Source organism: Actinocorallia aurea, assembly GCF_054783995.1.
The window spans coordinates 171,676-197,349 of sequence record NZ_BAAGPQ010000004.1 but is presented as its reverse complement, the minus strand read 5'-3'; the positions used below and the strand labels follow the sequence as shown (position 1 = coordinate 197,349).

The window sequence follows — 25,674 nt, the reverse complement described above, 5'->3', positions numbered from 1 at the left end:
ATGAGCGGAGCGGGACGTCCGGAGGACACCGTCGTCGAGGCCTCCGGCCTCACCATCGGGATCGTGGCCGCGCGCTGGCACGGCGAGATCACCGACCAGTTGCTCGCCCGTGCCGTCGAGGCGGCCAAGGCGTGCGGCGCCGAGCCCGTCGTCGCCCGGGTCGCCGGGACGCTGGAGCTGTCGGTGATCGCCCAGCAGTTCGCCCGCGACCACGACGCCGCGGTCGCGCTCGGCTGCGTCGTGCGGGGTGAGACGGCTCACTTCGACTACGTCTGCGACTCGGTCACCGCGGGCCTGACCAGGATCTCCCTGGACGAGGCCACGCCCGTCGGCAACGGCGTCCTCACCTGCGAGAACCTGGACCAGGCGCGCGCCCGCGCGGGCCTGCCCGGCAGCACCGAGGACAAGGGCTGGGAGTCGGTCGTCGCGGCGCTGGACGCCGCGCTGACCCTGCGCGACCTGCGGGCCCGCGACGGCGGTCGCTGAGCACTGCGGTAAAGTTCACGTGCCCGCAACACGCGGGCACGTGAACCCGACCCGGTTCCGCGAACCCCGAGTCTTTCCGGTGGAGGAGGCGAAGTGACCGCGCGCGGCATGGCATTCGACCTGCGAGGCACGCGTCACGTCGGGCACGCCGGGCATGCCGGGGAGCATCGCAGCTCCTGACCTGCCCGAACCCGTCCCCAGTTCCACAAGACCACCGAAAGGCTCCACCATGCTCTCCCTCGTTCTGCCCAAGGGCTCCCTGGAAAAGGCGACCTTCGAGCTGTTCGCCGCCGCCGACCTCACCGTCCGCCGCGCCAGCGAACGCGACTACCGCGCCTCCATCGACGACCCGCGCATCGACAAGGTCCGCGTCCTGCGCCCGCAGGAGATCCCGACCTACCTCGAACAGGGCCTGTTCGACCTCGGCATCACCGGCCGCGACTGGATCACCGAGACCGACGCCGACGTGGTGTCCCTCGGCGAGCTGAAGTACTCCAAGGCCACCTCCAACCCCGTCCGCGTCATCATGGCGGTCCCGCAGGACGCGCCCTGGCAGACGGTCTCCGACCTGCCCGACGGCGTCCGGATCTCCACCGAGTTCCCGGCGCTGACCGACCGGTTCCTGGACAAGCACGGCGTCAAGGCCAAGGTCTTCCCGTCCTACGGCGCGACCGAGGCGAAGGTCCCCGACATCGTCGACGTCATCGTCGACCTCACCGAGACCGGCTCGTCGCTGCGCAAGAACGGGCTGCGCATCCTCGACACGCTGCTCACCAGCTACACCGAGCTGGTCGCCAACCGCGAGGCGTACGAGAACCCCGAGAAGCGCGCCGCGATGGAGGACATCGCGCTGCTGCTCCAGGGCGTCATCCGGGCCCGCGGCCAGGTGCTGATCAAGCTGAACGTGCCCGCCGGGCAGCTCCAGGACGTGCTGAACGTCGTCCCGGCCATGGCCTCCCCGACCGTCACGCCGCTGGCGGGCGGCGAGATGTACGCGGTCGAGAGCGTCGTGGCCAAGGCCGGCATCAACGAGCTCATCCCGAACGTCAAGGCCGCGGGCGGCCGCGACATCCTGGAGATCCCGATCTCCAAGATCGTCGACTGACGGGATGTCCGGCACCACCACCTGGCGGCCGCGCAAGACGCGGGCCACCGCCGTCGCGATGGCGGTCCTGATCATGGCCACCATGATCTGGCTCGCCATCGCGATCTCCGACACCTTCAAGACCGGTGACAGGATCGGCATCCTGCTGTTCGGCCTGTTCGTGGTGGGGGTGCTGTCCCTGCTGGCCCGGGTGAAGGTCGTCGCCGACGACGACGGCCTCACCGTGGTCAACCCGCTGCGCACCCACCGGTACGCGTGGGCCGAGATCGTCGGGGTCAGCCTCGGCGTCGGCGCGCCCTGGCCCTATCTCGACCTCGCCGACGGCACCACCAAGGGCCTCGTCGGCATCCAGGGCTCCGAGGGCGAGTCCGCGCGCACCGCGGTCGCCGAACTGAAGGCCCTCATCGCCGAACGCGGCGAGGCCCCCGAACCCTCCTGACCCGCCGGTTCCATGCCCTGATCCTGTAAAACCTCATGCGTTCGCGTGAGCTTGCCCGAAGAGGCCCTGGGAAAAATCCCCGAGGTGATCTTCCTCGCGCAGCCCAACGACGAGCTCCGGCTGGACGTCAACGGCATCGACTGGCTGATGCTCGCGATCTACTTCGCGACGGTCCTCGGCATCGGGTTCGCGGCCCGGCTCACGGTCCGCTCGAGTGTCGACTTCTTCCTGTCGGGCCGGTCGATGCCCGCGTGGATCACCGGCCTCGCCTTCCTGTCGGCGAACCTGGGCGCCACCGAGATCCTCGGGATGGCCGCCAACGGTGCCCAGTACGGCCTGATGACCACGCACTACTACTGGATCGGCGCCGTCCCGGCGATGGTGTTCCTCGGCATCGTGATGATGCCGTTCTACTACAAGTCCGGTGTGCACTCGGTGCCGGAGTTCCTGCGGCGCCGCTTCAACTCCGCGACCCAGCTGCTCAACGCGGTCTCGTTCGCGATCGCGCAGGTGCTCATCGCGGGCATCAACCTGTACGCGCTGGCGCTGGTGATGCGGGCGCTGGTCGGCTGGCCGCTGCCGGTCTCGGTGGTGGTCGCCGCGATCTTCGTCCTCATCTACATCACCCTCGGCGGTCTGTCCTCGGCGATCTACAACGAGGTGCTGCAGTTCTTCGTGATCGTCGCGGGCCTGATCCCCGTGGTCTACCTGGGGTTGCGCAAGGTCGGCGGGATCTCGGGGCTCAAGGAGAAGATCATCGGCAGCCCGCTCGGCGACCCCGGCCTGCACACCTGGGCCGACACCGGGTTCGGCACGCCGAACCCGATGAACGCCAGCTGGCTCGGCATCGTCCTCGGCCTCGGCTTCGTGCTCTCCTTCGGCTACTGGACGACGAACTTCGCGGAGGTCCAGCGGGGCCTGTCGGCCAAGAACACCGCGGCGGCCCGGATGACGCCGATCGTCGCGGCGTTCCCGAAGATCTTCATCCCGATCCTCACGGTCGTGCCCGGCATGGTCGCCCTCGTGGTCTTCCCGCAACTCAGCCAGCCCGGCGCCGACTACAACAACGCGATCCCGCTGCTCATGGGCGACGTGCTGCCCAACGGCGTCCTCGGCGTCGCGCTCACCGGCCTTCTCGCGTCGTTCATGGCCGGCATGGCGGCCAACGTCTCCGGTTTCAACACGGTGTTCACCTACGACATCTGGAAGCCGTACCTGATGAAGGGGCGGAGCGACCACTACTACCTGAACACCGGCCGCTGGGTCACGGTGATCGGCGTGGTCTGCGGCATCTTCACCGCCTTCATCGCGGCCCAGTACAGCAACATCATGGCCTACATGCAGCAGCTGTTCTCGTTCTTCAACGCGCCGCTGTTCGCCACCTTCATCGTCGGCCTCCTGTGGCGCAGGATGACGCCCTGGGCCGGTTTCTGGGGCCTGCTCATCGGCACGCTGAGCGCCGTCGTCTCCTACACGCTGTACGAGACGGGCGTGCTGCGCGACTTCTACGGCACCGACCTGAACGCGAGCTTCTGGGGCGCGGGGATCGCGTTCGTCGTGGACGTCGTGGTGTCGCTCGTCGTCAGCAAGATGACGGCGCGCACCGCCAAGTCGACCGAGGAACTGCGCGGCCTCGTCCGGGGCATCCCGTCGGACCGCCCGGACGACTTCCAGACCGGTGACGACAAGTGGTACCGCTCGCCGGTCAAGCTCGGCCTCGGCGCCCTGGCGCTGTCCCTCGCCTGCTACATCCCCTTCTGGTAGGAGCCTGCCATGCGCACCAACCCGCTCGCCGTCCTCCTCGACATCCGGACCGTCATCGGCGGCATCTTCACCATCTACGGGATCATCCTGACGATCCTCGGGATCATCGACGAGGCCGCGGCCAAGGCCAAGGCCCAGGGCGTCGACATCAACCTGTGGGTCGGCCTGGTGATGCTGGTGTTCGGCCTGTGCTTCCTCGGCTGGACCATCTACCGGCCGCGGCGGGGCGGCCCGACGATGAAGGAGGGCCCGGACCCGCTCGACCAGCCGGGCGGTCCGGGCGAGCCCGGCGGCCTCACCAGCGGCCCGGGCGACACCTTCCGGGGCGACGAGCCCTACGGCGGGTCGGGCAGCACCGCGCGGGAGTGACGCGCCTCAGACGACGGTGACCTCGTGCCGGACGACCCCGGACCACAGGTAGCCCTTGGCGTTGTAGGGGGAGCCGAGGGCCTCGGTGACGCCCAGCTCGTCGGTGGCCCGGGCCATGAGGACCGCGGGGCCGCGCACGGCCGGGCACCAGGGCAGCTCCCACTGCGACCAGGTGTGCGGCCGCCGGGGCCCGACCATCCGCGCCGGAGTCCAGCTCCGGCCGCCGTCGGTGCTGACCTCGACCGAGCGGATCGCGCCGTTGCCCGACCAGGACCGGCCCGTCAGCAGGACCTCCTCACCGCGGCCGAGCCGGGCGCCGGGCGCCAGTTCGAAGGCGCTCTTCACGGGCATCGTGGTGAGCGGGGCGCTGCCTTCCTCGGGGTAGCCGAGGCCGAAGAGCCGGTAGAAGTCGGTGCTCCAGGGCGAGTGCAGGGGCTCGGTGGACACCTCGATGTCGCCGAGCCACTTGATCGAGGCGACGCCCACCCAGTCGGGCACGATGAGGCGGATCGGGAAGCCGTGCTCGCGGGTGAGCGGCGCGCCGTTCATCTCCCAGACGACGAGGACGTCCTTCATCGCCTTGGCGACCGGGATCGGCCTGCGGAACCTGCCGTGGTCGACGCCGTCCTCGACGTAGGACGGGTCGAGGCCGCGGGGCATGAGGTCGACGGCCTCGGCGCGGACGCCGGCGTGCTCCAGGACGTGGCGGAGCGGCACCCCGGTCCACTCGGCCACACCGATGGCGCCGAGCCCCCACGGGGTCCCGGTGACGCGCTGGTTCTGCTGCGAGGTGTAGAACGTCCGGCCGTTGCCCGCGCACTCCAGGAAGGCGCTCATCGTCACCGACGGCATGGCCCGCAGGTCGTGGTAGTCGAACGTGACGGGGCCGCCGCGCAGGCCGTCGCCGTGCAGGGTGAGGGTCCAGGCCGCGACGTCGATGACGGGGACCTCGGTGTGGTGGTGCACGAAGAAGCGGTCGGTGGGGGTGTGGTGGCCGACTCCGCGCATCTCCTCCCAGTTCATCTCCCGGTCGCCGTCGCCCTTGCGAAGATCTTCCCGCAGCATCGTCTCAGCATGGCCCCTCATTCCCTACAAAGTCAATCGGCATTCGGGACATCCGGCTCGGGCGGCGTCCCGGGCCGTTTCCGGCCCCGTGATCCGTTCGGGACCGAACATAGCGGCGCTTTCCGGCGTCAGGGTCAGAGGCGGGAGAGTGACGCACCCGCCGACGGCGCGCGAATGAGTTCGCCAGTGATCGCGGAGGTGTGCAAGATTGGTCGGCATGCGCGGCGGATTCCCCCTGTTGTCCAGTGCTGTCGCGGCGGCCCTCGCGGTCGCCGCCGGAGTGTGGCCCTCGGTCCGCTCGGCGGCCTACGGCGGCCCTGAGGCCGCCGAGGTGCGCGCCGCGGCGACGATCGCCGACCAGGGGTGGCCCGTCCCCAAGAAGGGCTCCTACACGCCCCCCGCCCCCGCGGCGGACGGGCTCCCGCCCGTCATCACCAGCATAGAGACGCAGGAGAAGGTCGTCTTCCTGACCATCGACGACGGCTACGAGTACGACGCGGAGTTCGTCAAGATCATCAGGGATCAGAAGGTCCCGATCCTCACGTTCCTGACGAGCAGCTACATCCCGATGCACGGCCCCTACTTCTGGGCGCTGAAGAACGCGGGCTCCCAGATGGAGAACCACACCACCACCCACGCCAACCTGCCCGGCCTGGGCCCGGAGGGCCAGAAGGAGCAGATCTGCGGCGCGTCCGAGGCGATCGAGCAGCAGTACGCGCGCCGCCCCACGATCTTCCGCCCGCCCTTCGGCGCCTACAACGACATCACCAAGCAGGTCGCCAAGGACTGCGGCCTGAAGTCGATCATCCTGTGGTCGGCGGAGTTCTACAACGGCACCACCTCCCCCCAGGGCGTCGCCGACGCCTTCGTTCGCGGCGACGGCGGCGAGGGCTTCAAACCGGGTGACATCATCCTCATGCACTACCGCAAGGGCCTCGCCGGCCAGATGGCCACCATGCTCGGCTGGATCAAGGAGCAGGGCTTCAAGCCCGCCGCCCTGGAGAACTACCTCCCCGTCTCCCTCGGCGGCAACGCCCCCGGCTAGATCCCGCGCATGCGCAGGACGCGCAGGGCGAGGTTGACGTTGAGCTGGAGGTGCGGGTCCTCGGTGAAGGGGCCGAGCAGACGCTCCAGTTTGCCGATGCGGTAGCGCAGGGTGTTGTAGTGGAAGTGGAGGCGGCGGGCCGTCTCGGCGACGTTGAGGTTGGTCTCCAGGAGGACCTGAAGGGTGCGGCGCAGGTCGGCGGCCTCGGGATCGGCGTCGCCGGCCAGGTCGCCCAGCGTCTCGGCGACGAACGCGTGCAGTTCCGCGGTGTCGTCGACGAGGCTGAGCAGGCGGTAGACGCCCAGGGCGTCGAAGTGGGCGGTCTCGCCGGGCCCGTGCAACTGCCTGCCCACCCGCACCGCCTTCACGGCCTGGTCGTAGGCCTCGGGAAGGACGGCGGGGCCGGGCGCCGCGCGGCTCACCCCCGTCGTGAACTCCACGCCCTCGACCGTGGACACCTCCCGGACGAGCCCTGCGACGAGGTCGGCGAGGGTGCCCTCGGCGGGCAGCCCTATGACCGCGACGACCTCGTGCGCGAACGCGGCCACGGCGGCGTCCCTGTCGCGGCGGCGCACGGCCGCGGCCCAGGCGGCGGCCAGTCTTTCCTGGGCGTGCTTGGCGCCGTCGGGCTGGCGTGTCCCGTCGCCGTCCAGGTCGAGTGAGGCGACGACGACCGCGACGGGCCGGGCGAGGTCCCAGCCGAACCCGGCGCAGTGCGCGACGACCCGGTCGGGGTCGCCCGCCCGTCCGGCCAGCACGTCGCGCAGGAAGTCGGCGCGGTACTTGCTCTCCACCGCCGCGACGGCCTGCTGCTTGGTGACGACGAGCGCGGCGACGGTCGCGGCCCGCTCCAGGATGCCGACCTCGGTGTCCGACAGCTCCCGGCCCGGGAAGTACGCGGCGATCATCCCGTGGTCGAGCCCGCCCGCGGCCACGGGCACCACCACCCGGTCGCCGTGCAGGCCGAGGCCGTGGTGGCGCTCCAGCCACCGCTCCAGGGTCTCCAGGTCCCCGGGGTCGCCGGCCCCGGCCAGGATCCGCTCGTCGCCGTCGAGGGTGAGGACGGCGCCGTCGAGGAGTTCGGCGAGCTCCGCCGTCACCTCCGGCAGCCCGCCCCCGCACAGCACGATCTGGACGAGCGCGCGGTGCACCTCCTCGGTGCGGGCGAGGATCGCGGCCTGCCGGTTGAGGATGTCGGTGAGGACCTGGTTGAGGATGTCGTCGAAGCCGACGTGCTCGGGCAGCTGGATGAGCGGGAAACCGAGCCGGTCGGCGCGCGCCAGCATCTCCTTCGGCAGCGCGTCCAGATAGGCGCCGGGCTTGACGGCCAGGGCCGCGACGCCGCGCTCGTTGAGCCCGGTGACGAGGTGGCCGAGCGCCTCGGGCCGGTTGCGCAGCGGGTAGCCGGTGGTGAGCAGCAGCTCGTTCGGCTTCACCCACGCCAGGACGTCGGGGACCTCCATGACGTTGAGGCGCTGCACGATCCGGTCGAGCCCGGCGGCGCCCGCGACGAGTTCGGCGTCGGCGAGGGTCGACACGCCGAGCACCTCGCGGACGGGCAGGCCGTACTTGAGCGTGCCCGTGCTGGCGAGGCGCAGGCGGGGCGGGACGGTGTGGGTCTCGCCGGTCCTGCGGGTCCAGAGATCGGTGCGTGTTTCCATCGGCGGAGTAACCATCACAAGAAAGACGAAGGATGACAAGCATCCTTGGCAACTTTCTCCATACGGCGATCCTGTGAACGAGCGTTAACGTCCGTTCAACGCGCCGACCACTGGAGGAAAAAGCCCGTGACGGACCGCCCGGCCCCCCGGCTGCTCGTGACCGAACCGGCCGACGGCGACCGGCTGCCCCCTGTGCCGGGGGCGGCGAGCGTGGCCCTGCGCGAGGTCGTCGAGCGGCCCCGCACCCCGGCCCGCGTCGTCGCGGTGTTCCCCACGGCGGTGTACCTGCTCCTGAAGTCCGGCGCGGGCCCCCGCGTCGTGGTCCTCACCGGCTCCGACGAGACGCGCCCCGCCAACTCCGTGATCGTGCCCTCCGTCACGCGCCACCTGCCCTTCACCGGGATCCGCGAAGGCGACGAGGCATGGGCGGGCGATGGCCTCATCGAGGCGGGCGGCCTCACCGTGCGCGTCAAACGCTGGTGGGATCCCCGGCCCGTGCTCGGGCCGCTCACCTCGGCGGGGCTGCACCACGCGGTGATGACCCTGGAGAACACGCTGGACCCCGCGGACTGCGGCCTCGCCGGGCATCCCGGCCCCGCGGCGCTCGCCGAGTCCTGCGCGGCGGGCGACCTCGTCCGCGCCGTCCCGGCCGCCGAGCGGATCGTCGGGCTCGGGCCCGGCCTGACCCCCAGCGGCGACGACGTCCTCGCCGGGCTCCTGCTCTCGCTCCGCCTCCTCGGCTCCGTCCTCGACGGAGGCGGCCGGGCCGTCTGGCTCGCGGGATGGCTCGCCGCCGCCGTCACCGCCGACGCCGAGACCCGCACCACGCCGATCGGCGCCGCGGTCCTGCACTGCGCCGCCGCGGGGCGGCCCGCGGCCGAGGCCGCCGCGGTGCTGCGCGGCCTCGCCGGGCGCGAACAGCTCGTCCCCGCGGTGCGACGGCTGGCCAGGCCCGGCCGCGCCGGAGGCCAGGACCTCGCCTGGGGACTGCTCGCGGGGGCGCGGGCCACCCTGGCGCTGCGCGGCGAGGCCGTGCGCAGGGCGACCGCGTGACACCACCCCTGACGGTCGAGGGACCCGGCGCGTACCGCACGGCGCTGGAGGCCCTCCGCGGGGGACGGGACGTGCTGCTCCCGGGGGAGGAGCTCTCGGTCGCACAGGAGATCGCGCTCAAGGACGAGGCGGCGATGCTCGGCAGGCTCGTCCTGGGCCCGGGAGCCTGCGCCCACACCCTTGCGCCCGGACCCTACGGGGTCGTGGGCGTCTCGTCGCGGGCCACCGAGGAGGTCGTCGAGGTGCTCGTCGGCAAGGGCGGGCGTGTCCTCGCCGTCGGCTCCCGCGACCTGTCCGCGGCGGTCTGCGGACGGGCCACCCTCCAGGCCCTCGCGGCGTTCGACGCCGACCCCGCCATCGAGGCCGTGGTGCTGGCCGCCGAACGCCCGGCGGGAGAGGTCGCCGCCCTGCTGCGCGAGGCGGCCCGTCGTCTCGGCAAGCCCGTGGTCTCCGCGGCCCCGGGCGAAGCGCGCTCGGTCCTGGCCCGCCTCGACGCCTTCTAGGGCCCGCCCTCACGGCGAGGTCAGGGAAATGTGGCAGCCGAAGGGATCTTGCCGGGCTCCGGTTCCGCGAGAATGCTGCCATGAGTCTTTCGGGGAACCAGTACGAGATCGCCGCGGGCGGCTACCGCGCCGTGGTCACCGAGCAGGGCGCGAGCCTGCGGGAGCTGACGCACGAGGGCACCCCCCTCGTCCTCGGCTTCGCCCCGGACGAGGTCGTCGACGGCGCCCGCGGGCAGATCCTCGCCCCCTGGCCCAACCGCGTCGCGCACGGCACCTACGTGTTCGAGGGCGTCGAGCAGCGCACCCCCATCACCGAGCCCGAGCGCGACTGCGCCATCCACGGCCTGGTGCGGTGGGAGCCGTGGACCGCCGTCGAGCACGAGGCCGACCGCGTCACCCTCGTGCACCGGCTGCTGGGCCGCCCCGGCTACCCCTACCGGCTCGACCTGTCCGTCACCTACACGCTGGACGCGCGCACCGGCCTCACCGTCCGGCTCGGCGCGGCCAACACCGGCACCCGCAACGCGCCCTACGGCCAGAGCGCCCACCCGTACCTGACCGTCGGCCTTCCGCTCGACGAGTGCACGGTGACGTTCGGGGCCACCCACTACCAACCCGTCAACGAGCGGCTCATCCCGTCGGGCGCGCCCGTGCCCGTCGCCGGCACCCAGTACGACCTGAGCTCCGGCGGCGTCTTCGGCGACCGGCGCATCGACACCGCCTACACCGGCCTGGAGTTCGCCGACGGACGCGCCTGGGTGGGCCTGTCCGGCGGCGGCCGCACCGTCGGGCTGTGGGCCGATGACGGCCACCCGTGGCTCCAGCTCTACACCGCCGACCACATGGAAGGCCGCCCCGGCCTGGCCGCCGAGCCGATGACGTGCCCGCCGAACGCCTTCAACACCGGAGTGGACCTCATCACCCTCAAACCGGGTGACGCGTTCACCAGTTCTTGGGGGATCATCTCCTTGTGAACCTCAGCGTCTCCAAGACCGACGATCTGGCGGAGCGGGTCCGCGCACTGGCCGGTGCATCGGCGGGCCGTCCCGCAGCCGAGGGCCGCCAGCCCGTCCACACGGTGTTCGTCCCGGCCGACCGCTTCTCGCGCACCACGACCGCCGACTGGGGCGCGCAGGCGCTGCGGCTGCTGAACAAGCACACCCCGGGGGACGGCTCGTTCGGCGCCTCGTTCATGCTCGACCCGACGCTCGCCGGGCAGATCCGGGCGCGGGTCGCGGCCAAGCTCTCCCGCGAGCCGATCGAGGACCTGCGGGTCGACTTCGCCTCCTCCTACGGCGACCGGCCGGACGCCGAGGAGGACGAGCACGTCGAGCAGGTCGTCGAGGCCGTCGCGACCTCCTACAACGCCCAGCAGCTCCCGCACTTCTGGGGCGTGCGCGTCAAGTCGTTCTCCGGCGGCGGGCACGTGCGGGCGATGCGGACGCTCGACGGCTTCCTCACCTCGCTGCGCGACAGGCTCGGAAGGCTCCCCGGCGGCTTCACCATCACGCTGCCGGGCGTCACGGCGGCCGAGCAGGTCGCGGTCTTCACCGACTTCCTCGACCGGCTGGAGGCCGCCCTCGGCCTGCCCAACGGCACTCTGCGCTTCGAGGTGCAGATCGACGCGCCCGAGGGCATCGCCGACCAGCGCGGCGGCCTCGGCGTCCGGCGCGTCCTCGTGTCGGGGCAGGGCAGGATCCAGACCGTCCACTTCGGCGGGCTCGACTACGCGGCGGCCCTCGGCCTGCCCGAGGAGCAGCGGCGGCTCGACCACCCCGTCTGCGACTTCGCCCGGCACGTCCTCCAGACGACGACGGCGGGCTGGGGCGTCCGGCTGTCCGACGGGCCCCCGCACCTGACGCCCAGGGACGACACGGCCGACGAGGTGGTCCCGGCCTGGCAGGCGCACGCCACCGAGGTCAGGCACTCGCTCGCGCACGGCTTCTACCAGGGCTGGGACACCGACCCGGCGCACCTGCCCGCCCGCTACGCCGCGCTGTTCGACTTCCACCTGAGCGGGGTCGAGGCGGCGATCGGGCGGCTCAACGCCGCCCCGGAGAAGTCGCCCGCGCTGCTGGACAGGCTCCAGCGGGGCGTCGCCTGCGGGGCCCTCGACCCCGAGATCCTGCAGGGCTGACGCACCCGGCCGGCGCCGGACCGGCCGACGTCGACCCTTCGGGCGTCGACCCTTCGGGCGTCGGTCCTTCGAACGTCGAAAGGGGACCCGCCGTTCGGTGGGTCCCCTTTGCGTCGTTCCTCGGGTCAGCCGACGCCGAGCAGGTCGACCACGAAGATCAGCGTCTCGTTCGGCTTGATCGCGCCGCCCGCGCCGCGCGCGCCGTAGCCCAGGTGGGACGGGATGACCAGCTTGCGGCGGCCGCCGACCTTCATGCCGGCGACGCCCATGTCCCAGCCCTTGATGACGCGGCCGGCGCCGAGCGGGAAGACGAACTCCTGGTTCCGGCTCCAGGAGGAGTCGAACTCCTCGCCGGAGGAGAAGGCGACGCCGACGTAGTGGACGTGGACGTCTTGGCCCTTCTTGGCCTCCTCGCCGTCGCCGACGACGATGTCGGTGATCTCCAGGTTGGCGGGCGGGGCGCCCTCGGGGAAGTCGATCTCGGGCTTGGTCAGCGCCATCGCTTGTGTGCTCCTCGGTGGTGAATCTCGGACCGCACGAGGCTACCGGTCCCGGCCCGGGAATGCGGGCCGAGGGAGCGGTGTTGGTTCGGGGGTGAAAATCGAGATCTACTCCGATGTGGTGTGCCCCTGGTGCTATCTCGGACAGGCCCGCTTCCGCAAGGCCGTCGAGGAGTTCCCGGGCGAGGTCGAGATCGTGTGGCGGCCGTTCCAGCTCGACCCGTCGTCCCCGGCGGAGCCCGGCGCGGGACTCGCGAGCACCGCCCTGGCCGAGAAGTTCGGCGGCGCCGACAAGGTCGACGCGGCGCACTCGCGCCTGCGCGCCCTCACCGCCGCCGAGGGGCTGCCGTTCGAGCCCGAGCAGGCCCGGCAGATCAACAGCCACCAGGCCCACCGCGTCATCTGGCTCGCGGGCGAGGAGGGCGTCCAGGACGCCGTCGTCGCGCGCTTCTTCCGCGCCCACCACGCCGAAGGCCGCGACCTCAACGACCCCGCGACCCTGGCCGACCTCGCCGCCGAGGCGGGCCTCGACGCCGAGCGCGTCCGCGCCCTCCTCGCCTCCGCCGAAGGCGCCTCCGAGGTCGACGCCCAGATCGACGAGGCCCGCCACCTGGGCGTCAGCGGCGTCCCCTTCTTCCTCTTCGAAGGCAAGTGGGCCGTCTCCGGCGGCCAGCCGACCGAGGTCTTCGCCCAGGCCCTCGCCGAGGTCGCGTCGAAGCTGTGACGTCGGGGCTCTGACATCGGAGCTCCGCCGAAGTCGCATCCGAGCCCTGACCCGGAACCCGCCCCGCGCGCTCGCGGGGGCGCGTGCGGGGCGGTTCCGGCGGGGCTGGAAGATGTCGGCATGGGATTGCTGGGTGTGGAGCGTGACGGAGTCCTGAGCGTCGCCGGCGAGCGGGTGACGCGAGAGGAGCTGGCCGGGCGGGCGCGGGCCGTCGCGGGGCGGATCGCGGGGGCGCGGGCCGTGGCGGTGAACGCGACCGCGAGCGTGGACACGGTGGCCGCGGTGGTGGGCGGGCTGGTCGCGGGCGTGCCCGTGGTGCCGGTGCCGCCGGACTCCGGGCCCGCCGAGCGCGGGCACATCCTCGGGGATTCCGGGGCCGAACTCCTCGTGGGGGAGGAGGCGGACGGGGAGGTCTTCGGCCTTCCCGCGGTGCCTTCGACGGGCTCCGGAGCGGGCTCCTTCCCCGAGCCGTCCGACGACGCCACCGGGCTGATCCTCTACACGTCGGGCACCACGGGCGCGCCCAAGGGCGTCATGGTGTCCCGGTCCGCTGTGGCCGCCGACCTCGACGCCCTCGCCGAAGCCTGGGCCTGGACGCCCGACGACGTCCTCGTCCACGGGCTCCCGCTGTTCCACGTGCACGGGCTCGTGCTGGGCGTGCTGGGGGCGCTGCGCGTGGGCTCCGGGCTGGTGCACACCGGAAGGCCGACACCCGAGGCCTACGCGAAGGCGGGCGGCAGCCTTTACTTCGGCGTGCCGACGGTGTGGTCGCGCGTCGTGGAGTCCGGCGCGGCGGAGGCGCTGCGCAGGGCGCGGCTGCTGGTCTCCGGCAGCGCGGCCCTGCCCGCCCCGGTCTTCGACGCGCTCGCCGCCGGCAGCGGGCACCGGGCCGTCGAGCGGTACGGGATGACCGAGACGCTGATCACCGTCAGCGCGCGGCACGACGGCGAGCGCCGTCCCGGCCAGGTGGGGCTGCCGCTGCGCGGCGTCGAGACCCGCCTGGTGGGCGAGCACGGCGAGGACGTGCCCCACGACGGCACGACCCCCGGCGAACTCCTCGTCCGCAGCCCCACGGTCTTCCAGGGCTACCTGAACCGGCCCGAAGCCACCGCCGAGGCCTACCCCGATGGCTGGTTCCGCACCGGCGACATCGCCGCGATCGCCCCCGACGGCTGGCACCGGATCGTCGGCCGCGCCTCCACCGACCTCATCAAGAGCGGCGGCTACCGCATCGGCGCGGGCGAGATCGAGTCGGCGCTCCTCGCCCACCCGGCCGTCCGGGAGGCCGCCGTCATCGGCACCCCCCACCCCGACCTCGGCGAGCAGGTCACCGCGTTCGTCATCGCCGACGGCGTCGGCGAAGCCGACCTCATCGACTTCGTCGCCCGCGACCTCTCCGCCCACAAGCGCCCCAGGACCGTGCACTTCGTCGACTCCCTGCCCCGCAACGCGCTCGGCAAGGTCCAGAAGAAGCTCCTGGAGCCCTGATCGCCCGATCCGTGATGCCCGGCGCGTGATGCCGGGCCCGCACGCACGTCCCGGTCGGAGCCGGGACGGGGCGCTTTGGTCTAATCGGGGGATGGCGGGCGGGAAGCGGGCGGCGCGGAACCTGATCGGGCTGACCCTCGACGAGGGGTCCTGGGCGTCATGGGACACGGCGCCGGACGAGCCGGAAGGCTACGAGGCGGAGCTGGCGGCGGCGCGCGAGCGGTCGGGGGCCGACGAGGCGGTGCTGACCGGGGAGGGGCTCGTCGGTGGGCGGCGGGTGGCGCTGATCGTCAGCGAGTTCGGTTTCCTCGCCGGCTCCATCGGCGTGGCCACGGCCGATCGGATCGTCGCGGCAGTAGAACGCGCCACCCTTGAGGGGCTGCCTCTGCTCGCCGCCCCCGCCTCAGGCGGGACCCGCATGCAGGAGGGCACCTTCGCATTCGTCCAGATGGCCCGGATCACGGCTTCCGTCATGGCGCACAAAGCGGCTCACCTGCCTTACCTGGTCTACCTTCGGCACCCGACCACCGGCGGCGTCCTCGCCTCCTGGGGGTCGCTCGGCCATGTGACGGCCGCGGAACCGGAGGCCCTCATCGGCTTCCTGGGCCCGCGCGTCTACGCCGGCCTGTACGGGGAGGAGTTCCCCGGGGGCGTCCAGATCGCGGAGAACCTCGCGGCGCGCGGCCTCGTCGACGCGGTCATCACGGCCGAGGACCTCCGCCCGGCCGTCTTGCGGATCCTGTCGGTCCTGGAAGCGAAGGCCGGGCCTTCGGACCCGTCCGGCGGGCCCGCCCTGGTCACGCCTATCACTGCCGCGCCGCCCTCTGTCACCCCCGTCAGGCGGAAGGCGTGGGACTCGGTACTGGCGACCAGGGAGCCGGACCGCCCGGGGGTGCGGGAGCTGCTTCGCGAGGCCGCGGACGTGACGCCGCTGTCGGGGACGGGGGCGGGGGAGAACGACCCGGGGCTGCGCCTCGCCCTGGCGCGGTTCGGGGACGCCGGCTGCGTCGTCGTCGGTCAAGACCGGGTCAGCCAGCGGTCCGGCCATCCGCTCGGCCCGGCGGGGCTGCGGGTCGCCCGGCGCGGCATGCGCCTGGCCGCCGAACTGCGGCTGCCGCTGCTCACCGTCGTGGACACCCCGGGCGCCGTCCTGTCGGCCGACGCCGAGAACGGGGGCCTGGCCGGGGAGATCGCCCGCTGCCTGGCCGACCTCGTCACCCTCGACGCGCCCACCGTCTGCCTTCTGCTCGGCGAGGGCACCGGCGGCGCGGCCCTGGCGCTCCTGCCCGCCGACCGCGTCCTGGTCGCCGAGACCGGCTGGCTGACGCCGCTGCCGCCCGAGGGCGCCTCGATCATCGTGCACCGCACCCCCGACCGCGCCCCCGAACTCGCCGAGACCCAGGGCATCACCGCCCCCGACCTCCTCGCCCGCGGCATAGCCGACGCGATCGTCCCCGACGCCCCGGCCGCCCTCGTCCCCCACCTGGAACAGGCCCTCGGCGCCGCCGCGTCCCTCCCCGCCGAAGCCCGCCCCGAGACCAGAGCCGCCCGCTTCGCCCGCTGAGTCAGCCGGTCGGGAAGGGTCGCCGGTGCTCCAGGGACGGGATGGCGGCTCGGACGCGGGCGGTGAGGGCGAGGTCGACGGGGACGGTGCGGACGGCCGGGAAAGGGCCCAGGTCGGCGGTGACGGCGCCCATGGGGTCCACGGCGAGGGAGCGGCCGACGCCCATGCGGGAGCCGCGCGGGGGGTCGGTGAGGTCGGGGGCCTTGTCGACGGCGAGGGTCCAGATCGTGTTCTCGATGGCCCGCGCGCGCACGAGGGTCGTCCAGTGCTCCTCCTTGAAGGTGCCCTGGGCCCAGGCGGCGGCCACCACGAGCAGGTCGGCGCCCTTGTCCACCAGCGCGCGCGCCAGCTCGGGGAAGCGGATGTCGTAGCAGGTGATCAGCCCTACGCGGACTCCGGCGAGCTCCACCACGACGGGTTCCTCGCCGGGCGCGACGGACGCGGACTCCTTGTAGGCGAAGGCGTCGAACATGTGGATCTTCCGGTACGTCCCGGCCAGGGCCCCGTCGGCGTCGATCGCGACGAGCGTGTTGTGGACGCGCCCGTCCTCGGCGGGCTCGAAGGTGCCGGCGATCAGGGCGGTGCCCCGGACGGCGGCCTCGGCGCGCAGCGCGGAGACGAAGGGGCCGTCCAGAGGCTCGGCGAAGTCCTGCAGCCGGTTGCCGAACCGCACGAGGGACGCCTCGGGGAAGATCGCGAGGTCGGCCCCGGCCGCCTCGTCGAGGGCGGCGCGGACCGCCGCGAGGTTGGCGGCCGGGTCGTCGGTCACGTCGATCTGGCAGAGTGCGGCGCGCATGAGCGCCAGTCTAAGGTGGCGCCGTGAGGGAACCACTGGTCGGGCGCATGCGGGGCTTCGGAACGACGATCTTCGCGGAGATGTCCGCGCTGGCCGCGGCGACCGGAGCGATCAACCTCGGCCAGGGCTTCCCGGACGAGGACGGCCCGCGGGGCGTCCTGCGCCGGGCCGTCGAGGCGATCGAGGGCGGCCGCAACCAGTACCCGCCGGGGCAGGGCCTGCCCGTGCTGCGTGAGGCGGTGGCGGCGCAGCGGCTGGCCAGGTACGGGCAGTCCTACGATCCGGAGACGGAGGTCCTCGTCACCGTCGGAGCCACCGAGGCCGTCGCGGCGGCCGTCATGGCGCTCGCGGGGCCGGGCGACGAGGTGATCGCCTTCGAGCCGTTCTATGACTCCTACGCCGCTTCCGTCGCCCTCTCCGGGGCCTCCTTGCGCCCGGTCACCTTGCGGCCCGAAGGCGGCAGGTTCACGTTCGATCCCGACGAGCTGCGCAGGGCGGTGACCCCGCGGACCCGGGCCGTTCTCGTGAACTCCCCGCACAACCCCTGCGGGACGGTCTTCACCCGGCAGGAACTGGCCGCGATAGCGGAGCTCTGCGTGGAGCACGACCTCCTCGCGATCACCGACGAGGTTTACGAGTTCCTCGTGTACGACGGCGCGGAGCACCTGCCGCTGGCGTCCTTCCCCGGCATGCGGGAGCGGACGGTGACGATCTCCTCGGCGGGCAAGACCTTCTCCGTCACCGGCTGGAAGACCGGGTGGGTCTGCGCGCCGGCCCCGCTGCTGGACGCCGTCCGGACGGTGAAGCAGTTCCTGACCTATGTGGGCTCCGGGCCGTGGCAGGAGGCCGTCGCCTACGGGCTCGCCCACGAGACGGCCTGGGTGGAGGGGCTGCGCAGGTCCCTCCAGACGAAGCGGGACCGCCTCATGGAAGGGCTGGAATCCGCGGGATTTCAGGTCTTTCGTCCTGAAGGCACCTATTTCGTGCAGGCGGATCTCCGTCCGCTCGGCCACGCGGACGGCCTGGCCTTCGCCCGCGCGCTGCCCGGGCGGGCAGGCGTCGTGTGCGTCCCGACCCAGGTCTTCTACGCCGATCCCGCCCACGGAAGGCACTATGTGCGCTTCGCGTTCTGCAAACGCGCCGACGTGATCGACGACGCCGTCGCCCGGCTCAAGGGGAGCGCATCCGGCTGAGCCGGCCTCGGTCGTGTGACGGAAACGGCACCCTCGGTGAGCGCCGATGGCTATACCCTTCCGTGCGTGTCCCTGCCGAATCTCATCCAGCCGCAGTTCCCCGACGACGACGGGAGCGCCGACCCCCGCCTCCAGGCCGCGCTGACCGCTTACGCGGGCGGACGGGCCGCGGAGTACACGGTGCTGGAGGCGCTGGCCGCCTCGCGGCTGCTCATCCCGATCGTCGCCATGGTCACCTCCGAAGAGGAGGTCGACGGCCTGCGCCGCGAGAAGGAGAGCGAGGTCGCCATGCCGATGCTCACCGGCCAGGACGGCCGCAAGGGCGTGCTCGGGTTCACCTCGCTGAAGACGCTCCAGCTCTGGCGGGCCGACGCCCGCCCGGTCCCCGCGCACGCCCGCGACGCCTGCCGGACCGCCCTGGACGAAGGGGCCGACGCCCTGGTCGTGGACGTGGCCGGCCCCGTCCCGTTCGCGGTCGACGGGGTCAGGCTGCACCTGCTGGCCGAGGGCGCGCCCGTCCCGCCGCCGCACCGCGACCCCGACGTGCTCGCCGCGATCGAGGCGGCCTTCCGGCCCGAGACGGGCGTCACCGGCGTCCGGGTCGGCCCCGGCGACGCCACCGAGCTGTCGGTCCGCTTCCACGTCGACCCGGGCGTCGACGAGCAGGCCGCGGTCCGCCGCGTCGGCGACCGCCTCGCCGACGTGCTGCGCGGCAGGATCGTCGGCGGCGTCGAACTGGGCGTGGCCCGCCGCTGAGCCCGCCCCGCGCCCGCCGCCCGGCCCCTGCTCGGGGCCGCCCGTCGCGGCCGCGGCGCGCCTCGGCGGCCTGAAGGCCCCCGGCCTCGCGTACGCCCACGCGCGCGGCGCGTGCCCGGCCTTGCGGACGGCGCCGGAAAGCCGGGAGAAAAGTTGTCCACAGGGGCCCGGGCGGGGTGGCGGCGGTTGGCGTTAGTGTGCGGCGCATGAGCGAGACGGCGTCGTGGACCGAGCCCGTCCGCGCCCGCCCGGCGGCGGTCGCGGCGGTGGCCGCGGGCGTGCTCGCGCTGCTGGCCTGGCGGATCGGGCCGCGGCCCGAGCTCGCCGCCTTCGCCCTGCTCGGCGTGGTCGGCACGGTCCTGGCCTTCGTCGACGCGGCCACCAAGACCCTTCCCGAGCCGCTCACCCTCCCGCTGCCGGTCGGCCTGGCCGTCCTGCTGTGGATCGCCTCCCCGCAGGAGGGCCGCAGCCTGGCGGGCGCCCTGCTCGGCGCGGTCGCCCTCTTCGCGCTCTACGGTGTGCTGTGGTGGTTCTCGCCGGATCGCGGCATCGGCTTCGGGGACGTGGTCCTGTCGGTCTCCCTCGGCCTCGCCCTCGGCTGGATGGGCGTCTCCGCGGTCGTCACCGGCCTCCTGGTCATCCATCTTTCGGGCGCGCTGTGGGCGCTGGGCCTGCTCGCCCTGGGCCGCGCCACGCGCGGTTCGGAACTGCCCTACGGGCCGTTCCTGCTGGCCGGAACCCTCGCCGCGGTCCTGCTGCACGCCTTATCCGGGGCGGCGCGCTCCGGGGCCGCAGCATCTCAGCAGGTGGACGCCGGTCCCGGCCGGTCGCCGGAAGGTGGAAGAATTGCCGTCATGTTGCGCTGGTTGACCGCTGGGGAGTCCCACGGGCCCGCTCTCGTCGCGATCGTCGAGGGCATGCCCGCCGGAGTGCGGGTGACGTCCGCCGACGTCGCCGAGGGCCTGCGCCGCCGCAGGCTCGGCCACGGCCGGGGCGCCCGGATGAAGTTCGAGCAGGACAAGGTGACGATCCTCGGGGGGGTCCGGCACGGCACCACCCTCGGCGGTCCCATCGCGATCGAGGTCGGCAACACCGAGTGGCCCAAATGGGAGACGGTGATGTCGGCCGATCCGGTCGACCCCGAGGTGCTGGCCGCCCAGGCGCGCAACGCCCCGCTGTCGCGGCCGCGCCCCGGCCACGCGGACCTGTCGGGCATCCAGAAGTACGCCTTCGACGACGCCCGGCCGGTCCTGGAGCGCGCCAGCGCCCGGGAGACCGCCGCGCGCGTCGCCCTCGGCGAGGTCGCCAAGGCGTTCCTGCGCCAGGCCGTCGGCGTCGAGGTGCTGAGCCACGTGGTCTCGCTCGGCGAGATCGCGGTGCCCGCGGACGCCCCGCTGCCCGGCCCGCAGGACCTTGAGGCGATCGACGCCACTCCGGCGCGCTGCTTCCACGCCGAGACCGACGCGGCGATGGTCGAGCACGTGGACGAGTTGAAGAAGGCGGGCGACACCCTCGGCGGCGTCGTCGAGGTCCTCGCCTACAACCTGCCCCCGGGCCTCGGCAGCTTCGTGCACTGGGACCGCCGCCTGGACGCGCGCCTCGCCGGCATCCTCATGGGCATCCAGGCGATCAAGGGCGTCGAGGTCGGCGACGGCTTCGAGACGGCCCGCCGCCCCGGCACGCGCGCCCACGACGAGATCGAGAACACCCCCGGCGGCGTCCACCGGCGCACCAACCGCGCCGGCGGCATCGAGGGCGGCATGACCAACGGCGAGGTGCTGCGGGTCCGCGCCGCGATGAAGCCGATCTCCACGGTGCCCCGCCAGCTCGACACGATCGACGTGATCACCGGTGAGCCCGCCAAGGCCATCAACCAGCGCAGCGACGTCACGGCGGTGCCCGCCGCGGGCGTCGTGGCCGAGGCGATGGTCGCGCTGTGCCTGGCGGACGCGGTGCTGGAGAAGTTCGGCGGCGACCACGTCGAGGAGACCGCCCGCAACGCCCGCGCCTACCTCGAGTCCCTGGTGGTCAAGTGACGCCCCGCGCGGTGCTCATCGGCCCGCCCGGCAGCGGCAAGACCACCATCGGGCTGGCGCTCGCCGCCGTCCTCGGCGTGGAGTTCCGCGACACCGACGCCGACATCGTGCTCAAGGCGGGCAAGCCCGTCAGCGACATCTTCGTCGACGACGGCGAGGACGCCTTCCGCGCGCTGGAGCGGGACGCGGTCCGCGACGCGCTCGCCGAGCACGACGGCGTGCTGGCCCTGGGCGGCGGTGCGATCCTCGCGCCCGAGACCCAGGAGCTGCTCGCCGGGCACCGCGTGGTGTACCTCGACGTCTCCCTGGAGGAGGCGGTCAAGCGCGTCGGCCTGAACTCCGTGCGCCCGCTGCTGGTGTTCAACCCGCGCTCGCAGCTGCGCAAGCTCATGGCCGAGCGGCTGCCGATCTACCAGCGGCTCGCCGAGATCACCGCGGCCACCACCGGCCGCGCCGAGGACGAGGTCGTCGCCGAGATCGCCGCGGCCCTGGAGGCCGTGCGATGAGCGACGCGAGCAGGATCACCGTCCACGGCGACCAGCCTTACGATGTCGTGATCGGCACCGGGGTGCTGGGCGAGCTGCCCTCCCTCGTCGGAGAGAAGGCCCGGACGGTGGCGGTGGTGCACTCCACCGCCCTGCCCGAGTCGGCCCGCCCCGTCCTGGACGTCCTGCGCGAGGCCGGGTACGCGGTGCACGCGCTGCCCGTGCCCGATGGAGAGGCCGCCAAGAACGTCGAGGTGCTCGCCGGGCTCTGGTCGCAGTTCGCCCGCCTCGGCGTCACCCGCTCCGACGCGATCGTGGGCGTCGGCGGGGGAGCGGTCACCGACCTCGCCGGCTTCGCCGCGGCGTCCTGGCTGCGCGGCGTGCGCTGCGTCCTGGTCCCGACGACCCTGCTCGCCATGGTCGACGCCGCCGTCGGCGGCAAGACCGGCATCAACATCGCCGAGGGCAAGAACCTCGTGGGCGCGTTCGCGCCGCCCGCCGGGGTGCTGTGCGAACTCGGCACGCTCGCCACGGTCCCGCACGAGGACTACATCTCCGGCCTCGCCGAGACGATCAAGGCGGGCTTCATCCGGGACCCGCGCATCCTGGACCTCATCGAGGAGGACCCTGCGGGGGCCGCGTCCCCGTCCGGTCCGCACACCCGCGAACTCGTCGAACGGGCCGTGCAGGTGAAGGCCGACGTCGTGGGGGCCGACCTCAAGGAGTCGGGCCTGCGCGAGATCCTCAACTACGGGCACACCCTCGCCCACGCGATCGAGAAGGTCGAGAACTACGGCTTCCGGCACGGCCACGCCGTCGCGATCGGCTGCGTGTACGCGGCCGAGCTGGGCCGTCTCGCGGGCCGGATCGACGCCGACCTCGCCGAGCGGCACCGTGCGGTGTTCGCCTCGGTGGGTCTTCCGACCTCCTACCGGGCCGACGCGTGGCCGGCGCTGCGCGAGGTCATGAACGTCGACAAGAAGACCCGCGGCTCGACCCTGCGCTTCGTCGTGCTGGACTCCCTGGGCGAGTGCGGCCGCCTCGCGGGCCCGTCGGAGGAACTGCTCCAGGCGGCCTACCTGGAGGTGGCGCGGTGACGATGGTCCTGGTCCTGAACGGTCCCAACCTGCGCCGTCTCGGCACCCGCGAGCCGGAGATCTACGGCTCCGACACCTTCGACGACCTCGTCGACCTCTGCCGCCGCACCGGCGCGGAGCTCGGTCTGAAGGTCGAGGTCAGGCAGACCGACGACGAGGCCGAGATGATCGGCTGGGTCCACGCCGCCGCCGACGCCCGCACCCCGGTCGTCATCAACCCAGCGGCGTTCACCCACTACTCCTACGCCCTGCACGACGCCTTGGCCCAGCGCACGGCCCCGCTCATCGAAGTGCACATCTCCAACCCGCACACCCGCGAGGAGTACCGCCACACCTCGGTCGTCTCCTCCGTCGCCACCGGCACCATCGCCGGCTTCGGCCTGGACTCCTACGCCCTGGCCCTCCACGCCCTCAAGCACCTCCTGTAGCCCGCCGCAGCGCCGCCCCGGGACACGTCCTCCCCGTCGGCGTCGGCCCTCCACACCTTCAAGAACCTCCTGTGGCCCCGCTGCGGACGGGGTCGGAGCTCCGGCCATCCCCAGACCCCTGTCGCGGCACGGCGCTTCGAGTCTCCGCGGGCCTCGCGCGTTTCGGGTACGGCTGCGGCTCCCTTCCCGAGAGGGGGCGTCACGTGCGCACGGCCTGCGGCACACCGGGCCGGGACCGGAGGCCGCTTCGCGGAGCACGGCACGTGCCTGCGGCGCCTGCCGAAGAGGCCGGTCCGGCCATGGGGCGGTCAGGTCGCGTCCTCGTCCGGCTCTGGGTCGGCGGGGCTGAGCGCCGCCGCCACCAGGTCCTCCAGTTCGTCGGCTACGGCGTCGAGGGCGTCGGTGTTCTTGGCGGCTCGGGAGAGGATGGTGGCGCCCTCTACGGCCGAGACGATGAGGGTGGCGAGGGTGGCGGCCCGGGCGGGCGGGCAGCCGCCGGAGACGAGGCCTGCGGCGAGGGTCTCGCGCCAGCGGCGGAAGGCCGCGGCGGCGGCCTCGGCGAGCTGGGGGGCCTCCTCGTGGGACTCGATGGTGACGGCCGCGATGGGGCAGCCCGCCTGGAAGCCGCTGCGCAGCAGGACCTGGCGCCACCAGCCGATGAAGGCGTGCATGGCGGCGCGCGGGTCCTCGCTGATCGCCGATTCGGTGCCCGCCGCGATGAAGTCGCCCGCGTAGCGCATCGCCTCGACGGCGAGTTCCACCTTGCCGCCGGGGAAATGGTGGTAGATCGAGCCGCGGGGCGCGCCGCTGTGCGCGATGACGTCCCGGAACCCCGTCCCGCTGTAGCCCCGTTCCCGGAACAGGTACGCGGCACTGCGGACCATGCGCTGCTTGGCACTCATTGTCCCATTATGCCAGTATCCCTATGACGGTCATCATAATCAGCCGAGAACAGCCCGGAGGACACATGATCGAGATCGGCGAAGCAGGGTCCGGCGTCTTCGTCCTGCGCCTGACGCAGGGGGAGAACCGGTTCAGTCCCGACTTCCTCGACGCCTTCGGCAAGGCCCTCGACGAGGTGGAGGGCTCCGCCAAGGCCCTGGTGACCACGGGTGAAGGCAAGTTCTACTCCAATGGCCTCGACCTGGACTGGCTGTCGGCCAACGGGGAGAAGTTCGAGTGGTACCTGGGCCGCGTCCACGCCCTGTACGCCAGGCTGCTCGGGCTGAACCTGCCGACGGTCGCCGCCGTCAACGGGCACGCCTTCGCGGGCGGCGGAATGCTGGCGCTGTCCCACGACTACACGGTCATGCGGGCCGACCGCGGCTGGTTCTGCCTGCCCGAGGTCGACCTCCAGATACCGTTCTCGCCCGCGATGGTCGCGCTGATCCAGGCGAAGCTGCCCAAGGAGACCGTGCACGACGCCGCGCTGACCGGCCGCCGGTACACCGGTGCGGAGTCGGTCGCGGCGGGCATCGCCCACCACGCCGTGGCCGAGGACGAGGTGCTGGCCAAGGCCGTCGAACTCGCCTCCGGGCTGGGCGCCAAGCACGGCAAGACCTTCGGGGCGATCCGCCGCACGATCTACCGGCCGGCGCTCACCGCGCTCACCGAGGCGGCCGAGGCCGCCCCCTCGGCCTGACCCACCCCACTCGTACCGACCGGATATGACGACCGGCATACTGAACCTGATTCGGTAGGTCGGCACTGACTTCGAGGAGAGCACCAATGCGCATCGGCATGCCCCTGGGCTACGCGGGCGGTTTCAAGGAAGCCGTCACCGAGCTCGTCGACTTCGAGAAGGCCGGGCTCGACATCGTCTATGTCCCCGAGGCCTACAGCTTCGACGCCGTCAGCCAGCTCGGCTACATCGCGGCCAAGACCGAGCGGCTCCAGATCGCCTCCGGCATCCTCAACATCTACTCCCGCACCCCCGCCCTCATGGCGATGACGGCCGCGGGCATCGACTACGTCTCCGACGGCCGCTTCACCCTGGGCCTCGGCGCGTCCGGCCCGCAGGTCATCGAAGGCTTCCACGGCCTGCCGTACCACGCGCCGCTCGGCCGCACCCGCGAGGTCATCGAGATCTGCCGCAAGGTGTGGAAGCGCGAGGAGCCGCTGAACTACGACGGCAAGTACTACACGCTGCCGCTGCCCGCCGAGAAGGGCACCGGCCTCGGCAAGGCGCTGAAGATCATCAACCACCCGGTCCGCAAGTCGATCCCGGTCGAGATCGCCGCCATCGGCGAGAAGAACGTGGAACTCGCCGCGGAGATCGCCGACGGCTGGCAGCCGATCTTCTTCCTGCCGGAGAAGGCCGCCGACGTGTGGGGCGACTCCCTCGCCAAGGGCAAGGCCAAGCGCTCCGCGGACCTCGGCGACCTCGGCGTCTCCGTCGCCGCGTCCCTCGCGATCGGCGACGACGTCGAGGGCTACCTCGACTTCGGCCGCCCCCACCTCGCCCTCTACATCGGCGGCATGGGCGCCAAGGGCAAGAACTTCTACAACTCCCTGTGCCGCCGCTACGGCTGGGAGAAGGAGGCCGAGGAGATCCAGGACCTCTACCTCTCCGGCAAGAAGGCCGAAGCCGCCGAGAAGGTCCCCGCCGAACTCCTCAAGAACATGTCCCTCATCGGCCCCGAGTCCTGGGTCAAGGAGCGCATCGCCGCCTTCAAGGCCGCCGGCGTCACCACCTTCAACATCACCCCCGTCGCCGCCGACCACAAGAGCAAGCTCGCCCTCATCGAGCGCTTCAAGGGCCTCGTCGAGGACGCATGATCTTGGCCGCGGCTCCGCCGCGGCGGTGATCGGGCGCTTGAGATCCCGGCGCTGCCCCTCCGGCCCTGGGGGGCCTACGGGGCAGCGCCGGGGCGCCCGATCACAGGACTCAGGGGTCCCTCGACCTGAGGCCTACGGCCTACGGGCGTGATCGGGACTGCTCCCGAACCCCGCGTCTCGCACGCGCTGCGATGGGCGAGGA

Annotated in this window: 26 protein-coding genes and 1 pseudogene; 22 read left to right on the top strand and 5 right to left on the bottom strand. The window is 72.6% G+C overall.

Annotated elements, in window-relative coordinates:
* The 5 genes from ribH (at position 1) to ACYVOM_RS07805 (ending at position 4,163) form a co-directional block, all read left to right on the top strand.
* On the top strand, positions 1 to 486 hold the full coding sequence (gene ribH, locus ACYVOM_RS07825) for a 6,7-dimethyl-8-ribityllumazine synthase (RefSeq protein ID WP_460302559.1): 486 nt from the start codon (positions 1 to 3) through the stop codon (positions 484 to 486).
* 229 nt (positions 487 to 715) lie between these two features.
* Positions 716 to 1,591, top strand: a complete 876-nt coding sequence (hisG, locus tag ACYVOM_RS07820) for an ATP phosphoribosyltransferase (RefSeq protein ID WP_460302558.1) — start codon at positions 716 to 718, stop codon at positions 1,589 to 1,591.
* Positions 1,592 to 1,595: 4 nt separating this feature from the next.
* Positions 1,596 to 2,030, top strand: coding sequence for a PH domain-containing protein (locus ACYVOM_RS07815; protein WP_460302557.1), 435 nt, complete (start codon positions 1,596 to 1,598; stop codon positions 2,028 to 2,030).
* A 45-nt stretch (positions 2,031 to 2,075) separates the two neighbouring features.
* On the top strand, positions 2,076 to 3,794 hold the full coding sequence (locus ACYVOM_RS07810; protein WP_460302556.1) for a sodium:solute symporter family protein: 1,719 nt from the start codon (positions 2,076 to 2,078) through the stop codon (positions 3,792 to 3,794).
* Between the two features lie 9 nt (positions 3,795 to 3,803).
* Complete coding sequence (locus tag ACYVOM_RS07805; protein ID WP_460302555.1) at positions 3,804 to 4,163, top strand: hypothetical protein; 360 nt, start codon at positions 3,804 to 3,806, stop codon at positions 4,161 to 4,163.
* A 6-nt stretch (positions 4,164 to 4,169) separates the two neighbouring features.
* Here the strand turns inward: ACYVOM_RS07805 and ACYVOM_RS07800 are convergent, their stop codons facing one another.
* Complete coding sequence (locus ACYVOM_RS07800) at positions 4,170 to 5,228, bottom strand: sulfite oxidase (RefSeq protein ID WP_460302554.1); 1,059 nt, start codon at positions 5,226 to 5,228, stop codon at positions 4,170 to 4,172.
* Positions 5,229 to 5,466: 238 nt separating this feature from the next.
* On the opposite strand from ACYVOM_RS07800, the gene ACYVOM_RS07795 reads away from it, so the two are divergent.
* Positions 5,467 to 6,273: a polysaccharide deacetylase family protein gene (locus ACYVOM_RS07795; protein ID WP_460302553.1), complete on the top strand. Its 807-nt coding sequence runs from the start codon at positions 5,467 to 5,469 to the stop codon at positions 6,271 to 6,273.
* Here the strand turns inward: ACYVOM_RS07795 and ACYVOM_RS07790 are convergent.
* Positions 6,270 to 7,934, bottom strand: a complete 1,665-nt coding sequence (locus ACYVOM_RS07790) for a PucR family transcriptional regulator (protein ID WP_460302552.1) — start codon at positions 7,932 to 7,934, stop codon at positions 6,270 to 6,272. The two genes, ACYVOM_RS07795 and ACYVOM_RS07790, sit on opposite strands and share 4 nt — an antisense overlap.
* A gap of 126 nt (positions 7,935 to 8,060) precedes the next feature.
* Here ACYVOM_RS07790 and ACYVOM_RS07785 point away from each other — a divergent pair, with 126 nt between their 5' ends.
* From ACYVOM_RS07785 to ACYVOM_RS07770, 4 genes are all read left to right on the top strand, one after another.
* Positions 8,061 to 8,987, top strand: coding sequence for an oxamate carbamoyltransferase subunit AllH family protein (locus ACYVOM_RS07785; RefSeq protein ID WP_460302551.1), 927 nt, complete (start codon positions 8,061 to 8,063; stop codon positions 8,985 to 8,987).
* Positions 8,984 to 9,490, top strand: coding sequence for a hypothetical protein (locus ACYVOM_RS07780; RefSeq protein ID WP_460302550.1), 507 nt, complete (start codon positions 8,984 to 8,986; stop codon positions 9,488 to 9,490). Before ACYVOM_RS07785 ends, ACYVOM_RS07780 begins: the two co-directional genes overlap by 4 nt.
* An 80-nt stretch (positions 9,491 to 9,570) precedes the next feature.
* Positions 9,571 to 10,464, top strand: a complete 894-nt coding sequence (locus ACYVOM_RS07775) for an aldose 1-epimerase family protein (RefSeq protein WP_460302549.1) — start codon at positions 9,571 to 9,573, stop codon at positions 10,462 to 10,464.
* Positions 10,461 to 11,627, top strand: coding sequence for a DUF6986 family protein (locus tag ACYVOM_RS07770; protein WP_460302548.1), 1,167 nt, complete (start codon positions 10,461 to 10,463; stop codon positions 11,625 to 11,627). The genes ACYVOM_RS07775 and ACYVOM_RS07770 overlap by 4 nt, the downstream gene beginning before the upstream one ends.
* 125 nt (positions 11,628 to 11,752) lie before the next feature.
* Here ACYVOM_RS07770 and ACYVOM_RS07765 read toward each other — a convergent pair whose 3' ends face one another.
* Entirely contained in the window at positions 11,753 to 12,127 is a 375-nt protein-coding gene (locus tag ACYVOM_RS07765) for an FKBP-type peptidyl-prolyl cis-trans isomerase (RefSeq protein WP_460302547.1), read from the bottom strand.
* Positions 12,128 to 12,221: 94 nt separating this feature from the next.
* On the opposite strand from ACYVOM_RS07765, the gene ACYVOM_RS07760 reads away from it, so the two are divergent.
* From ACYVOM_RS07760 to ACYVOM_RS07750, 3 genes are all read left to right on the top strand, one after another.
* On the top strand, positions 12,222 to 12,851 hold the full coding sequence (locus tag ACYVOM_RS07760; RefSeq protein WP_460302546.1) for a DsbA family oxidoreductase: 630 nt from the start codon (positions 12,222 to 12,224) through the stop codon (positions 12,849 to 12,851).
* Between the two features lie 120 nt (positions 12,852 to 12,971).
* Entirely contained in the window at positions 12,972 to 14,339 is a 1,368-nt protein-coding gene (locus tag ACYVOM_RS07755; protein ID WP_460302545.1) for an acyl-CoA synthetase, read from the top strand.
* Between the two features lie 91 nt (positions 14,340 to 14,430).
* On the top strand, positions 14,431 to 15,903 hold the full coding sequence (locus ACYVOM_RS07750) for a carboxyl transferase domain-containing protein (RefSeq protein ID WP_460302544.1): 1,473 nt from the start codon (positions 14,431 to 14,433) through the stop codon (positions 15,901 to 15,903).
* 1 nt (position 15,904) lies between these two features.
* Here the strand turns inward: ACYVOM_RS07750 and ACYVOM_RS07745 are convergent, their stop codons facing one another.
* Positions 15,905 to 16,699 (bottom strand): carbon-nitrogen hydrolase family protein, encoded by a 795-nt coding sequence (locus ACYVOM_RS07745; RefSeq protein ID WP_460302543.1) that lies wholly within the window; start codon positions 16,697 to 16,699, stop codon positions 15,905 to 15,907.
* A gap of 47 nt (positions 16,700 to 16,746) precedes the next feature.
* Here ACYVOM_RS07745 and ACYVOM_RS07740 point away from each other — a divergent pair, with 47 nt between their 5' ends.
* From ACYVOM_RS07740 to aroQ, 7 genes and pseudogenes are all read left to right on the top strand, one after another.
* Positions 16,747 to 17,892, top strand: a complete 1,146-nt coding sequence (locus ACYVOM_RS07740) for a pyridoxal phosphate-dependent aminotransferase (RefSeq protein ID WP_460302624.1) — start codon at positions 16,747 to 16,749, stop codon at positions 17,890 to 17,892.
* Positions 17,893 to 17,958: 66 nt separating this feature from the next.
* Positions 17,959 to 18,648: an SseB family protein gene (locus ACYVOM_RS07735; protein WP_460302542.1), complete on the top strand. Its 690-nt coding sequence runs from the start codon at positions 17,959 to 17,961 to the stop codon at positions 18,646 to 18,648.
* A 206-nt stretch (positions 18,649 to 18,854) separates the two neighbouring features.
* Positions 18,855 to 19,295 (top strand): annotated as a pseudogene (locus tag ACYVOM_RS07730) (prepilin peptidase); the annotation flags it as partial.
* A 207-nt stretch (positions 19,296 to 19,502) separates the two neighbouring features.
* The gene (aroC, locus tag ACYVOM_RS07725) at positions 19,503 to 20,684 is read left to right on the top strand and encodes a chorismate synthase (protein ID WP_460302623.1); all 1,182 of its coding nucleotides are present in this window, start codon (positions 19,503 to 19,505) and stop codon (positions 20,682 to 20,684) included.
* Positions 20,681 to 21,190, top strand: a complete 510-nt coding sequence (locus ACYVOM_RS07720) for a shikimate kinase (protein WP_460302541.1) — start codon at positions 20,681 to 20,683, stop codon at positions 21,188 to 21,190. The genes aroC and ACYVOM_RS07720 overlap by 4 nt, the downstream gene beginning before the upstream one ends.
* Positions 21,187 to 22,266, top strand: a complete 1,080-nt coding sequence (gene aroB / locus ACYVOM_RS07715; protein WP_460302540.1) for a 3-dehydroquinate synthase — start codon at positions 21,187 to 21,189, stop codon at positions 22,264 to 22,266. Before ACYVOM_RS07720 ends, aroB begins: the two co-directional genes overlap by 4 nt.
* Positions 22,267 to 22,268: 2 nt before the next feature.
* On the top strand, positions 22,269 to 22,694 hold the full coding sequence (gene aroQ, locus ACYVOM_RS07710) for a type II 3-dehydroquinate dehydratase (protein WP_460302622.1): 426 nt from the start codon (positions 22,269 to 22,271) through the stop codon (positions 22,692 to 22,694).
* Between the two features lie 308 nt (positions 22,695 to 23,002).
* Here the strand turns inward: aroQ and ACYVOM_RS07705 are convergent, their stop codons facing one another.
* Positions 23,003 to 23,596: a TetR/AcrR family transcriptional regulator gene (locus ACYVOM_RS07705; protein WP_460302539.1), complete on the bottom strand. Its 594-nt coding sequence runs from the start codon at positions 23,594 to 23,596 to the stop codon at positions 23,003 to 23,005.
* Between the two features lie 65 nt (positions 23,597 to 23,661).
* On the opposite strand from ACYVOM_RS07705, the gene ACYVOM_RS07700 reads away from it, so the two are divergent.
* Both ACYVOM_RS07700 and ACYVOM_RS07695 read left to right on the top strand, forming a co-directional pair.
* Positions 23,662 to 24,336, top strand: a complete 675-nt coding sequence (locus ACYVOM_RS07700; protein ID WP_460302538.1) for an enoyl-CoA hydratase-related protein — start codon at positions 23,662 to 23,664, stop codon at positions 24,334 to 24,336.
* A gap of 86 nt (positions 24,337 to 24,422) precedes the next feature.
* Positions 24,423 to 25,472 carry an LLM class F420-dependent oxidoreductase gene (locus tag ACYVOM_RS07695; RefSeq protein ID WP_460302537.1) on the top strand — a complete coding sequence of 350 codons (1,050 nt, stop codon included), beginning with the start codon at positions 24,423 to 24,425 and terminating at the stop codon, positions 25,470 to 25,472.
* Positions 25,473 to 25,674 lie beyond the last annotated feature (202 nt).